Source organism: Geitlerinema sp. CS-897, from assembly GCF_028368005.1.
In the GTDB taxonomy this organism is placed as follows: domain Bacteria; phylum Cyanobacteriota; class Cyanobacteriia; order Cyanobacteriales; family Geitlerinemataceae; genus Baaleninema; species Baaleninema simplex.
In genome coordinates this window covers 15,485-29,575 of record NZ_JAQNCQ010000048.1, presented here as the reverse complement: position 1 = coordinate 29,575, position 14,091 = coordinate 15,485, and the positions used below count along the sequence as shown (strand labels likewise).

Here is a 14,091-nt window from a genome sequence, read left to right as displayed (position 1 = left end):
TGGTGACTGTTCCCTGTTCCCTGTTCCCTGTCATCACTGGTGACTGGTGACTGGTGACTGTTCCCTGTTCCCTGTTCCCTGTCATCACTGGTGACTGGTGACTGGTGACTGGTGACTGTCATCATCCCCCCGATCGCAGTCGTACCCACAGAGTTCGGTATTGCTCGATCGCTCCCTCGTCGGTGAAGGGTTCGATGAATTCGCTGCGCTGTAAAATCTCGGTATCGGGGAAGAGAACGTCGTTGTCTTGCAGGGATTGCGGTAAGTCGGTGCGCTTTTCGGCAAATAATGCCGGTGAGGCGGCAAAGGTTAACAGCGAGAGTTGACGGGCAATACGAACGTCCCAGCAAAAATCGATCCAGCGATCGACCGCTTTGGTAATTTGCGCGTTTGACGTTTCGGCGTTCGCTGGACGTACCCATAAATCTGCCCAGAGAGAGGTTCCCGACTTCGGTACCACTGCCGCGATCTGTTTGCCGTACTGGGGCATGGCTAAAATGTCTCGTGACGATCCCACCGCCGCCCAAACATCCCCCATTTGTAGCGGTTGTTGGTATGCCGTCGAGGAATACAATCGTGTTTGGGCGTGAAGCGATCGCAGTTCGGGTTCGAGATCGGTGACGCTGGCTAAATCGACGAGATTGTAGGATCGACCGAGTTTTTTTAAGACCAAACCGATGGTTTGGCGGGGACTGTCGAGAAGGGCGATCCGTCCTTGGAGTTCGGGACGCCACAAGTCACTCCAATCGGTGGGCGTCCATCCCAAGGCGTCGAATTTTTCGACGTTGTAGGCGATAACTGTACTGCCCCAACGATAAGGGGCAGCCCAAACGCGATCGCCCGTCGTTTCGCTGCGAGTCACGAGGGATTGCCAAGCAATGGGAGATTGAGGAAGTTCGTCCCAGTGCGTCCACGCTTGAGGGGTTAACGGACGAATTAATTCCGAGGAAATGGCTTTAGGAAGCCAGTAATCGCCGATTAGGGCGAGATCGGGAACATCAGGCGTCGTTCGTCTTTGGAAAAACGGCAGCGATCGCGACGAATCTTCGGCAGTCTCTTCTTGTGAAACAGCCTTGGCACGAACGAGTAACTCGAACAGTTCTGACAGTCGAGAAACCGAAGACAGCTCGATCCTCACTCCCGCTTCGAGACGGCGGCGAAATTCTCCCAACATGGGAGCGGGAACGGCATCTTTGAGGAATTTAACCGTCAATTTGCCGCCGTTCGAACTTTGACATCCGGCGACGAGTTGACTGAGGCTCAGGGCGATCGCCCCCGCGAGAACCGAACGACGAGAACAGGACAAGGTCGAACATCCCAACCACTTCACAGCATTTTTTAGCTTAGCGTCTTCTGCGATCCTCGGCCAGAAGCGTTTGAGTGCAGATACTTGCACCGATCGAAAGAAGTGTTAAGTAAAGTTTACAAAAATAACGAAGAAACGCTGAAAGTGTCTTTACATAGAGTTTTTTAGCAAAAGTTAAATAATCTAGAGATAAATTACTTTTTCGTATATTTGTCTTTAAGATCGAAAACGAGATGGAATAAAGACAACAAGGACTTTTTTTATGGACGCCCTACACACCCATATCCTGACGCTCGATCGCAAAATAGACGGACTCTACGAGATTATCGACCACCTCAGTCACACGCTCTCCTCAGTTATCTCGGAAAATTCCTTGAAAACGGCCAAAAGTGAAGAAAACCATCATGCGATCGTGCCGGATTCGGATTTCACTCATCGTCATTCCGATGGCTTAGAAATCTTAATGGAACATAAAGATGTCCTTGTAGATGGCTCCCATTTAGAAATCGGAAATTCCAGTTCCGAAACGCTGTTGACGCCAGAAGTGCAAATTCAACGTCTGACCGCCCAACTGACTGCTGCCTACAATCGCATTGCAGCTTTGGAAGAACAACTTTTATCGCGTCAGGAAGCGACATATCACAACGCACAAATCGAGCGAGTGCGATCGCGCGACTAGATGAACTGTCGTAACGTTAAAGTGCGAATCGTGCGATGTGTTTCTCGAGTACTTCAGATTTTCTCGATCCCAGTGTGCCTCACACACTGGGATTTTTAACGTCGGTGGAGTCCTTCGAGCTTTCTAAATTTCACGACAATTGCATTTTCGCCAACTGTTGCGATCGCTCGAGTCGCGCAAACGTGGCGTCGATGTCTCTGACTAAGCGATCGTGCGGCCATCCTGCTAAAGACGCGGCGATCGCACAACCGCCCGCCCCAACCCCTTCTTTAACAAATCCCCGTTCGTAAGCTTGCAACTGCGGATACGCCGACGCAGACAAATTCAGCGGCGTCGCCAGAAGCGGTACGTCCCCGACGAGTTGCGCTAACTCCACCGTCGAACCCGTCGGATCTTCGGCCACCCACCGCGTCGTCCCCACCACCACGCGATCGCCGCACCACGCCATCCCTGTCTCCCGAACCAATCCCCTCGCCAGGGCGTAAACGGCTAACATCTGCGTTCCCCCAGCCAGTAACACGCCACAGCGACGACTCGCGGCGATCGCCATTCCCGCCACGACGATTTGCATGGGATCGCCCACCGCTGCCACCGCCGAAAATGCCGAGTCGCGTCTTTCCTCTCCCGCCGTTCGTTCTTGCCAGCGTCGCAACCCCTCTCGCACCACCGCTCGTTTGAGAGCGTGGTTACAGTGAGGATAACTGCTGTTGACGAGGCCGTCGGCGTCGAATCCCAACCCCAGCAACACTGACAACGCTGTAGTCGTTCCCCCCACCACGCACTCGCCGATAACGAGATAGTCCGCCACGTTTGAAAGGCGATCGCCCCATTTCAATCCTTCCTCGAACAGATGTTCGATCGCCGAGCGATCGAGGGCGTTTCCCGTCGTCAGACATCGTGCGACGCATCCCCCCAAATCGAGCGATCGCCCGTTCTGTGAGGGGTTCGTCGAAACGGGCAGCGGTTCGGGCAATCCCGCATCGAACAGGTACGTCGGCATCTGCAATCCCCGCACCACCGCCCGAGAAATCACCGCAGGAGAGGCTCCCGCCGCCAAGGGAGGCAGTGGAAAGCGAGGATCGATTTTTTCACCGCCATCGAGGAGGTATTCCGCGTCTGCTAGAGCTGTTTTACGCCGGTCTGCGGGGGTTTTTCCGGCCGCCGAAATATCCGGTAGCAGTCCTGTTTCCGTAAAGCCAAACACGCAAGCGAAAGCCGGTTTCGCACCGCGAAAACACTCCAACCACCTTCGTCCTCGTTCCTGTTGGGTATAAACTCGAACCACGTTAATAATTGATAATTGATAGCAATTTTAAGGGGATAGGGAACAGGGAACAGGGAATAGGGAATAGAAACAAAGGGTTCAAAAAAATTTTTGTTTCGATTTACTATAACTCATTTTGGGATTTTATATATATTTTTATCTGTTTTTTGAAGATGCTTCGATCTGCTAAATTAGCGATCGCAATCTAATTTTGATAACTTTAAACTTCATTTGATTGTTATGTCAATCGCTTGATTTTTTTTATGTTAAAAACAATTTATCGTGCGAGTTTCGGGACGAGCGATCGCTCGACATTCTATCAACATTATTTTACGCGATCGCTTATCAATCTTCAACATCCAAAATCACCTGAATCCATCGCGGTGGGCGAGGAATGGGGTTCCCCAAGCGATCGAGGAGCAGCAACGCCCCCAAATGAACCACGAGCATATAAACCGCACTGTTGATAAGAATCATCACCACGGCGATCGCTTGAACGACCGATAAGTCTGGCTGCACTAACCAGCCGAGTTTATCGAAAACCCAATTCAGAAATTCCGTAACCTGAACCGTAAAATAAACCCAGAGGTCTTCTCCCAATAAAATCGAAAGCAACCACACCTTAAAAAATACGCCGAACGTTCCGATCAGCATTCCGAGAAAAATTGCCAATCCCCAACTGGCGCGACGCCGCCACAAGACCCCCAACAACACCCCTTGCAGAGCGTAAGGAACCACAAACAAAATACTGCGCGTCGGCCCCATCAACACCGTAAGCAACAGTCCCGATACCGTCGCCGACATCCACGACGCACGAGCGCCCCACCGCAAATATACCAACGCCATCGGCACCGGAAAAAAGATCCGCAGCAGCGGTCCGAGGGGAAAATAGTAGTTAATCAACCAAATTAAACTGGCCGTACTGGCGAGAAATGCCGTTTCGACCATCACCAGCGGCGAACGTGCGGGCTTACTCATCAACTAAAAACCGTCAGGTCAGCATCCGCTCTAAAGCGTACACGTCGGGAATGCCGATCGTTTCGCGATCGCGCTCGATCAATCCCTTTTTCTCCAATTTACTCAACACCCGCGTCACCGTTTCCCGAGCCAAACCGCTCAAACTGCTCAACTCTCGGTGGGGGAGGTTGGGAATTTCCATTCCGCCCGTTTCGTCGGGGGTTCCTTGACCTTCAGCCAAAAACAACAAAATATCGGCCACGCGCGAGGTACTATCGGACTCTCGCAGGCGCAAGCGTCGGTTGACCTGGCGCAAACGGCGACCCATCAGTTGCGCCAAACGAATTCCCGCTAACGGTTCTGTCTTGACCAAATGAACGAAATCTTGAGCGGGCATATTTCCAATGGTGGTCGGGGCGAGCGTAATCACGTCCGTCGAGCGAGGAACTTCGTCTAACGCCGCCATTTCCCCGAACAGTTCCCCAGTCCCCAAAATATTGAGCGTGACCTCTTTTCCGTCTAAATTGTACGTCCGAATTTTCGCCCATCCTTCGAGAATGAAATATACCGAACTCCCCCAATCGTTTTCGAGCAGGATCACTTGGTTGGGCGGGTGCGTTCGGGTGACGACGTGGGCGAGTGCCTCGTCTAAGACTCGTTCGGGCAGACCAGCGAAGAACGGCGCCGAGCGGAGCTTTTGTTCGAGTTCGGGATTTTGATGCGCGTCGCGAGGATGATACCGGTCTTCCATGAGGTCGTCATGTATCTTTGTATCTGAGATCGTGTCTTCTAGGGCAGCTCGGGTCGGCGTATCGATCGTTGCTCCCTTAAACTGGCGGTTATCGTGCGTTTTCGCACCTCGATTGCCTTAGCCTACCAACTCCGTCGCGTAAGAACGCGCCAGTCAGTAAATTTAATTCTACTCTGTTTCTGGGACTGCGGAAATCTTAACACTTGAGTCGCCTCGAGCTATGGCACTCTTACTTTTATAGAGAGTCTCTCTCAGAGAGGGAGAGGGGGAGAGGGGGAGAGGGGGAGAGAGGGAGAGAGGGAGATGGGGAGAAACTGTTACCTGTTAACTATTCTCACTGCTCACTGCTCACTATTGACTGCTCACTGTAAAAGGTGACTGTCTTCACTGTTGACTGCTCGCTGTTCACTGTAAAAGAGGTTTCACCGTGAGTTTCGATCCCCACACACTGCTTTCAGAAATCGAGCGACGATTGTCCGAACTCGAAACGCTACCGCAGGAGAACACCTCAGACATAACCGATCGCCTGCGACAAACGTTAGAACGAACCCGCGACGAGTTGCTCGAAGCCGCAACCTCCCAGGAACAAACGCAATCGTTGGCGGCCTCCGTCGAGTCCAACCTCTCGAATCAAGTGTCGGGATTGCACGCCGTTCTCCTCAAACCGCTGCAACTCGAACTCGATCGCCTGCGACAACGGCGCGATCTCCTGGCTGAAAACGTCGAACGGCTCGAACGCCAGCAAACCAGCCAGTTATCTCTCCAACAAGAACGCCTTCAGCGAGAACAGGCCGTACAAGAGGTTTTGACGGAGTTCCAAAGACAGCTCCACGCAGCGTTAGAACGACAGATGACACGCGCTCTAACCCAGGCCGAAGCTCAATTTTTTTCTCGAGCTGAAGCCGCATCGCTTCCTCCCGAACCTTCAGAAACCGTCGCTCCCCTACTCCACCCCCAACAACGGCTCGATCGCCTCCAACGAATTCAAGCAGACTCCGATCGAATGCTACTGACCCTCGACTCGACGATGCGAGTGGTGTTCGATCGCCTTCTGTCTAACCTCCAAAGCTATCAAGATTCCCTCTCCCGCAGCGTTGAGAAAATTTACGACATCAGCCAGCAGGGAGAAGCGATCGTCGCGACCTTAGTTCGACACCTCACCCAACGCCTCGAGGAAGAACTCAGTCACCGTTTACCGGAAGGATCGCGTCCCGCCGCCGAACTCCACGCCGCCGCCGAACCCCCCGTTCTTCCGTCGAGTCTCGCCAACGAACCCAGCCAAACCGACAGTTCCGAACCCTCAGAACCCGAGGACGACATTCCAACAGCGGTCACGATTCCCCTCGAGGAAGACGATCTCGAGAGCGACATCGTTGGAGATTCCCGCCAAATCCCAACAGATTCCCCGTTCGCGACCGCTGAAAACACCGAATCCCCTGACGAACCCCCTCCGATCGCATCGATGTCACCTGAACCTTCCCCCGAACCGAACCTCGAACCTCAACGTCCGTCAGTCGAACCGTCGCCAGCGTTCTCCGAACTTCCCGACGTTTGGGCCGATTCCGACGACGACAGTAGTTTCGCCTCCTCCGTTCCGCAATTTATCCGAGACTACGCCGAACCCTCGGCCTCCGATTCCGACGACGACTTAACTCGCGATCTGTGGGAAGACGAGAGTTCTGAAGACCCGTCGCTGACGACATCGCCTGTTGAAGTTGAAGACGCAGCCGAAGAATCGATCGAATACGAAACCCTCGACGACCTCGAATTTGAAGAAGAAGAGGACGCGATCGCTCGACAACCGGAAATTGTCGAACCGAAGGTTCCCGAAGACCTCGAAGTTCTCGACGACAGCGACAGCGATTTCGACTGGCCGGGACTTCGCGGAACGACCGATGCTGAGTCTTCTACGATCGACCCCTCCGACGAAGAGAAAGAGTGGGAAAATTTGGACGACGATTTAAACCCGGAGGAGGACTCCGAAACCTTGGAACCCTTCTGGGAATCTGACGCAGACGCCTCCGAGCGATCGGACGCTGAAAACATCGCTGAGTTAGAACCCTGGAACGAGGACGGCGACACCGATCTCGAGTCGGACGTCGATCGCTTCCTACACGATCGCGCACCAGAAACAGAACAAGAAGAGTTATATTCAACGGCGATCGAGTCTGAAGATCGTCCGAGCGTTCACGTCGATCCCGAAACCTTCGAGTCTCTCGATACAGATGACATCGAAGAAACCACCGATCGCGAAGCCGACATCGAGTCAGAAGTCGATCGCTTTTTAGCCACCCATCCCCCAGCCGCCGCAGCTTCTCCCACCAGGGACAACGAAACGTCAACCGTAGAAGTCCGCGATCCTTGGGACGAACCGGACGATGAAAACGAAATCTCCTCTGACGTCGAATCTTTTCCCGAATCTCCGTTTGAGTCTGTTCTCGAGGTCGTCACGACGGAGGGATTGGAAGAACCAACGACCCCAACAACTCCTCTCGACATTGAAGCCGAGGAAGAAATAACCTCACTTCCATCGGATGAAGTCTCCCCAGCGGACATCCACCCCCCAGAGATCGTACAATCGGATGAAAAGGCACTAGAGTTGTTAGAAGAGGAGTTTTCTCCATCGCCACTTCTAGAAGAGAGCGAGGCAGTTAACGACGATTTATCCGCAGCGTTAAGCGAAAGTGTGACTCCCATGTCTTCGCCGTCCGTTCCCGATCCCGAATCGTTAATTCCCGAACCGCAATCGGCCGAATCCGCCGAGGACAGTTTGCTGCAAAGTTTTGAAGAGGATCTGGAGTCGGAGACGCCGTCGCCATCTTCGGAAAACGATGATTGGTTGAGCCTCGAAGAAACACCGCTACGTTGGTCTGAGGAAGACGCCGCCGCCGAACTCGAACGGGAATTGAGCCGATCGGCTCAGCAGTCGATGGAACAGTCACAGCTAAGGTCACAAACGCTCGATCGCCAGCTCGATCGCTTCTATGACAGTTTGTTCGAGTCGAACCCCGAAACCGCTCCTTCGATTTCCGAGGATGGCGAAGCGGAGGACGACGACGAAGATTCGAGTCCCCAGATTTCGAGTCGCGGCCATCCAACTCCCACCCCACCCTCGCAACGGCGTCAACTCGATTCGTCCCCGACTCCACGGTTAGACACGGGAGAGGTTTCTGAGGCGATACAGTCAGAGCTGGCGAAAACGGACGAGGAAATTGAAGCCGAGTTAGCTGCGTTCGCGGCGTCTTTGGAGGAAACGGAGGCGTCGTCGCCAACAGAAGCGATCGAAACTGAGGTGGAATCCGATTCGACGGAGGAAACCCAGCTCGATCGCGAGTTCGATGTATTTGAATCTCTCTTCAGCGATGACGAAACGGACGATGAAGAACAAGTCGAACGGGAGATTTTAGACGAGTCCGACCTCTTTGATACTGAAGAATTCGACGAGACGGTTCCCGACTCTCCCACCGTTGAAGCAAGTAAGGGAGAAACCGAGGAACTGAGTACGGAGGAAACTCGACTCGATCGCGAGTTCGCGGTGTTTGAATCTCTCCTCAGCGACGACGAAACTCAATACGAAGAACAAGTCGAACGAGAGATTTTAGAAGAAGAATTAGAAGAAAACCCCCTCGAGTCGTCCGTGTCCGTAGAAGAAGAGGAAACGGAATCTGAAGAGCAACTCGAACGGGACATTTTCGGCGAGTCCGACCTCTCGGATACCGAAGAATTTGACGAAACTGTCCCCGCATCTCCCACCGTTGAAGCAAGTGAGGGAGAAACTCAGCTCGATCGCGAATTTGCGGTATTTGAATCTCTCCTCAGCGACGACGAAACTCCATACGAAGAACAGCTCGAACGAGAGATTTTAGACGAGTCCGACCTCTTTGATACCGAAACCGCTCGAGGTGATCTGTCCGAACCTGAAACCGTTTCCGAGGTCGAAGCCACGACGGAATCCGAATCGTCCGAAGCAGAAAGCGATCTCGAATTTGCGGTGTTTGCATCTCTCCTCAGCGACGACGAAACTCCATACGAAGAACAGCTCGAACGAGAGATTTTAACAGAAGAATTAGAAGAAGACCCCCTCGAGTCGTCCTCCCCTGACGAACCGTCCGCGTCTGTAGAAGACGAAGATGCAGAAGACAAAGACGTAGAAGATGAAGAAGACGAAATTCTCGCGGCCTTTGGAGAAGATGTTTTTGAAGAAGATTTCGCCGACGATGTCCAGGAAAACTCAACCGACGTCGTACCGGATACCGCCTCTGAGTTCTCACCCGAATCCCCATCAAACCTCGAAGCGATCGAAGACGAGGACGCCAACGACGCAGAACCCGACACCGAAACCGATCGCGACGTAGCTGAGGCGGCGATCGCTCCTTTCCTTTGGTCTGAAGACGAGGACGCCAACGACGCAGAACCCGCAACGGTCGTCGAGGGTTCCGATACGATTTCAGCGTTAACCGATCTCATCGGCGAACCCCTCGTTGCAACTGAAGAAAACCTCGACGACGAAGAGGTTTCCCCCCGAACGCTAGCCCCCGACGAAGATATTTTACTTCCTGAAGACGCCGGTTCGGAATTCGCCACAGGGGGCGATCGCCGCCAATTCGATCTCGACGAAACGACGCGAAATCAACTCGAAGCCGACCTTCAAGATCTCGAACGTCCCGAAGACGCGATCGCCTGGGCCCTCGATTCGGAATCCCCCTCATCTCAACGAACGTCCGAGAAGGCGATCGAGGAATTAGAACAGGTGTTCGACGAACTGGCTGAGGCGTTTTTCGACGGCGATGAAGACGACGAGTTCGTCAATCCCTTCGTTCTACAGGACGAATCCTTAGAGGAAGCCGCCGTTTCTCCGCCGCGTCCGCCACTTCCCCCACCTCCCCGTCGCCGCGTTAGCGTTCCCCCACCGATTTGGCTGGAAAACGCCAACCATCAAACGTGGTATTTGGGTCTCGATTGGGACGAAACGGGATTGTCGGCGGTTTTGTTCGATCGTCAAACCCAGTCCCTCTATCCGCTGGGGTGGGAACGCGACAGCCACCAACCCCCAGTCTTTCGGCTTCCGGTAGTGGCGGTTCGCCGTGGCGAAGGTTGGACGGTCGGGTTCGAGGCGATCGAAACTCCCTGCGAGGACAGCGAACTTCGCTTAGAACAGTTTCATCCCTGTCTTGAGGTCGGTTTACCCTGGACTGACGACACCGGAACCGATCGCCCAGCGGTACAGTGGTCTGAGACCGTCGAACTTCCCCTTTCGGAAATCTGCGACGCGTGGCGATCGCTCTTAGAATGCGTGGCGACGGCTCGACCTTACGACGCCTCTCACCGCGTCCCCGCAAACGTCCCCGACCTCACGTCCCTCTTTCCCAAACTCGGCGGCGTCGTCCTCTCGGAAAACGCAACCTCCTCGGAGGCGTATCGCTTTAACCTGCGAGAAGCAGTGTTGAAAGCCGGACTCACCCCTCGTCCCGATCGCGTCTTTTTCGTCGAACGCGCGATCGCCGCTCTATGGTTTCACTTACAGGGTAGCCAGTCTCGCTCCCCCAGTCGCGGAACTCTATTCGTCGCTGTCGCGGGAACGGACGGACTGTCGCTAACCTTAGCCAACCTCGCCGACGGAACCGAGCGTTCGGTTTCCCAACTCTTAGTTTCTGGGTGTTTTCCCTACGGCGATCGCGCCCTCGAGGAAGATATTTTAATACAGTCGGTTCTCGAGAACGACCCAGACTTACCCCAACAGTTCGCGATCGAAGACGGCGATCGCCTCCCCGAACCCGGCGACCCCGACCTCGAAAACCGCATCGCGTTTCGACAGTTCCTCAACCGTTCGCCGTCCGGCCGCCAACTCCTCGACCTCGCAGCGGACATCAACACAGCTCTGGCCGAAAGCGATTATGTCGAATTCGAGTTTAACGGTCGTCGCCATCGCGTCGAACGCCAAACCCTCGATCGCCGCGTTCTCCAACCTTGGCTCGAACGGCTGAATCGGGAATTCAACCGTCTGTCGAGCGTGGCTGGCGTCTCCGTTGAGGGGATCGATCGCGTCCTCTGCACCGGCCGTCCGCTCCTGCGATCGAGTCTCTCGGATTGGCTGCGTTACAAGTTACCCAACGCCGTTTTTCTCGATGCTCCAACGGTTCACCCCGGCGTGAGCGAAATCGCCTCCGGTTTGGCTCTGTTTCCTCGCTACGGGGAAACCTTCGACTCCGCCGACGCCTCTGGAGAGTTTTTAGAACGCCATCAGTACGGCGATTTGTTTCTCTTCCACGAGTTGATCCAAGCCTGTCCCGAGGGATCGTTTTCGTTACAAGAGGTGTTGAGTCACCTCGAACGACGCGGGATTCATACCCGCAAAACCCGCGATCGCATCGCTCGGTTTCTCGAGGGAGAACTCCCCTCGGGTCTCGTTCCCACCCCACCTCGCGATCGCTGGTTGACCGCCGAGTCCCGAGACTTTCCCCAATACGCCAAACTTCGCCAAATTCCCGCCTTCGTCCGTGAAGGCGATCGCACGTATCGCTCTAACGCCGAACAACGCCTCCGCTGGCGTCAGTACTTCCAATTCCTGACCCGCCACGCTCGACAAAGCCTCCGCGATCCCCTCAGTGCGAAGTTAGCGGTCGATCGCTGAGCGGCCGCCGAGATATCTAGAGAAATTGTTTTTTAAAACAACTTTTTTGGACGCGATCGCCCCCTTGACAGTTCGGGAAACAGAGGAGACAATAAGAGTATAGGTTATAAGTATTTGTTCGTATCTACACTTGATTTTCTATTCAACCACAAAAGTTATCAAACCCAGCCTCGAATCTTCACCGAGTCGTTTGCCGTACATCGCTCAGTTAACGACCGTACCAAATCGCTTCAATATCCCGAGCGATCGCCGTTCCCTGCGAGGGGTCAGAAACTAAGGCCGTGGCGTGTCCGAGTTTTCGCCCCGGTCGAGATTCCGTTTTCCCATACCAGTACACGAAGGTATGAGGAAGGGCAGCGATCGCCTCCCGTTTGTCGCGATAATCGCGGCGAGCCGTTTCGTAGCCCAACAAGTTCACCATCACCGCTGCGGGGGACTTCATCGCCGTAGACCCCAGCGGTAAATCGCAAACAGCACGAAGGAGCTGGGCAAACTGAGACGTATCGCAGGCTTCCAAAGAAAAATGACCGGAATTGTGAGTTCTCGGCGCAATTTCATTGACTAACACTTTCTCGTCCGGCGTCAGAAACAGCTCGATGCCGAACAATCCCACCACGTCGAGTTTTTCCAAAATCCGGCGAGCGATCGCCTCACATTGAAAAACAACGGCCGGACTCACCATCGCCGGAGCCAAAACGCGCCGACAGACTTGGTTTTCCTGTTGCGTTTCCACCACCGGATAAATCGCGATCTCCCCCGTCGCACTGCGGGCTGCAATGACCGCAAGTTCGCGATCGAAACGAACGAACTCCTCGAGCAGTACCGAAGGATATCCCCAGCGTTGCCACACGGCGTTTAACGCGTCTCCCGTTTCTACGATAACCGTTCCCTGACCGTCGTAGCCGTGGCGTCTGGCTTTCATGACGAGCGGAAACCCGAGATCGATCGGAATCGTTTCCTGTGGAGCGAGATTGACAAATTGCGGGACGGGAAGTCCCCACTCTCGCAAGCGACAACGTTGGTGGTACTTATCGAGTAGCGGTTCTAACGCCTCTAACCGGGGTCGGAAACAAACTCCCTTCTCGGCCAGTTTCGCCAGTTCCTCAAGTGCGACAAATTCGTTTTCAAAGGTGATGACATCGCAGCGTTCTGCCAATTGGAACGTCGCTCGAGCGTCAGCCACCTCCGCCAACACCGTCTCGGCCGCCAATTCCACCGCCGGATCGTCGAGTTTGGGGGTTTGAACGACGACCTCGAGTCCCAGAGACGGGGCTTCCCGTGCCATCATCCAAGCCAGTTGGCCGCCGCCAATAATACCCACGCGACGGCGAGGAGTTCGATCGCTGTTCATGGTTGTTTTTGTGAAGAGCAAGGGAGAAAGGGAGAGAGGGAGAGGGGGAGAGGGGGAGAGAGGGAGAAAGGGAGAGGGGGAGAAAGGGAGAGGGGGAGAAACTGTCAACTCTAAACTGTCTCCACTGTTGACTGTTCACTGTTGACTGTTCACTGTAAAAGCGGTGCGTGACGCGGTAATACCCCATTCACCTGACTTCGCCAGCATTTGCCGGCCGCGTCAAACACCCTACAATTCTATTCCCTGTTCCCTGTTCCCTGTTCCCTGTTCCCTGTTCCCTGTTCCCTCTCAATTTTCAATTATCAATTGAAGAAAACCAGCCGTTGCCACCAAGAGACTTAAGCCCAACATTCCCGTTAAAGGGCGTCCGTCGATGCCGGAGAGCCAAGCCGGGGCGGTTTCCGTCGGGACGATCGCCCCCGTACTGTCGAGAAAAATTGCTGTCCCAACCCATCCGGCGTGCAATCCCCATGCTAAACTCAGAGTTCCGCCATCGACAACGCGAGCGAGGGTTAAAACCATTCCCATCAACCACAAACCGGGAATTTCTGGAAGGGTTTCTCGCCACCCCCAAACCAAATGCGAAGCTGCAAAAATTGCGCTGGTTATCGCGGCGGCCGTCCAGACAGACAGGTGAGATTGCAACTGAGTTTGGACGAATCCACGAAAGAGAAATTCTTCTGTCCCTGCTATCCACAGCGCTAAAATCCCAGCGAGGAAGAGAGGGAACATTACAGTTTCGAGGACGTCGCCCGATCGCATTTTAAATTCCCAGCGAATCCAGCCGCAGATTTTTTGGACGGCCGCGAGAATCGCGATGCCAAATATCCCCAATCCCCATCCGATCGCCAGTGATTTCAGTCCCTCGAACGGCCCCGTCCAACCATAATATGAAAATGGTAAGTTCTCGATCGCGGCCGTTCCGGAGATCGTTACGGGAAACAAAAGGTAGAGCGATCCTACCAAGATTAGCTTTTTTGGGGGAGCGAGGAAGTTTCCTGGATACCAATTCCAGCGTCGAGCTAGGGGAATCGCGATCGGCAACCATAGCCCCAACCAGACTCCAAAAAAACAGCTAATTTTAACCCAGACTCCGACCTCCGAACCGCGATCGAGGAACCCATGCAGCATTAACGCTTCCTAATCATCTGA

General features: G+C 54.1%; 8 protein-coding genes. 2 read left to right on the top strand and 6 right to left on the bottom strand.

Features of this window, described 5'->3' with window-relative positions; genetic code table 11:
• Positions 1 to 121 precede the first annotated feature (121 nt).
• Entirely contained in the window at positions 122 to 1,396 is a 1,275-nt protein-coding gene (locus POG22_RS02665; protein ID WP_498903482.1) for an extracellular solute-binding protein, read from the bottom strand.
• A 172-nt stretch (positions 1,397 to 1,568) separates the two neighbouring features.
• On the opposite strand from POG22_RS02665, the gene POG22_RS02660 reads away from it, so the two are divergent.
• On the top strand, positions 1,569 to 1,985 hold the full coding sequence (locus POG22_RS02660; RefSeq protein WP_017662295.1) for a hypothetical protein: 417 nt from the start codon (positions 1,569 to 1,571) through the stop codon (positions 1,983 to 1,985).
• Between the two features lie 130 nt (positions 1,986 to 2,115).
• On the opposite strand, the gene cobT is transcribed toward POG22_RS02660, so the two are convergent.
• The 3 genes from cobT to POG22_RS02645 form a co-directional block, all read right to left on the bottom strand.
• Positions 2,116 to 3,270 (bottom strand): nicotinate mononucleotide-dependent phosphoribosyltransferase CobT, encoded by a 1,155-nt coding sequence (gene cobT / locus POG22_RS02655; RefSeq protein WP_498903480.1) that lies wholly within the window; start codon positions 3,268 to 3,270, stop codon positions 2,116 to 2,118.
• Positions 3,271 to 3,594: 324 nt separating this feature from the next.
• Entirely contained in the window at positions 3,595 to 4,227 is a 633-nt protein-coding gene (locus tag POG22_RS02650; protein WP_223307637.1) for a DUF2232 domain-containing protein, read from the bottom strand.
• A gap of 13 nt (positions 4,228 to 4,240) precedes the next feature.
• Entirely contained in the window at positions 4,241 to 4,957 is a 717-nt protein-coding gene (locus POG22_RS02645) for a Crp/Fnr family transcriptional regulator (protein WP_017662298.1), read from the bottom strand.
• A gap of 427 nt (positions 4,958 to 5,384) precedes the next feature.
• On the opposite strand from POG22_RS02645, the gene POG22_RS02640 reads away from it, so the two are divergent.
• Complete coding sequence (locus tag POG22_RS02640; RefSeq protein ID WP_498903478.1) at positions 5,385 to 11,588, top strand: hypothetical protein; 6,204 nt, start codon at positions 5,385 to 5,387, stop codon at positions 11,586 to 11,588.
• Positions 11,589 to 11,796: 208 nt separating this feature from the next.
• Here the strand turns inward: POG22_RS02640 and POG22_RS02635 are convergent, their stop codons facing one another.
• Together POG22_RS02635 and POG22_RS02630 are read right to left on the bottom strand one after the other, a co-directional pair.
• Positions 11,797 to 12,939 (bottom strand): 5-(carboxyamino)imidazole ribonucleotide synthase, encoded by a 1,143-nt coding sequence (locus tag POG22_RS02635; RefSeq protein ID WP_498903476.1) that lies wholly within the window; start codon positions 12,937 to 12,939, stop codon positions 11,797 to 11,799.
• A 288-nt stretch (positions 12,940 to 13,227) separates the two neighbouring features.
• Positions 13,228 to 14,070: a CPBP family intramembrane glutamic endopeptidase gene (locus POG22_RS02630; RefSeq protein ID WP_498903475.1), complete on the bottom strand. Its 843-nt coding sequence runs from the start codon at positions 14,068 to 14,070 to the stop codon at positions 13,228 to 13,230.
• Positions 14,071 to 14,091: the final 21 nt, after the last annotated feature.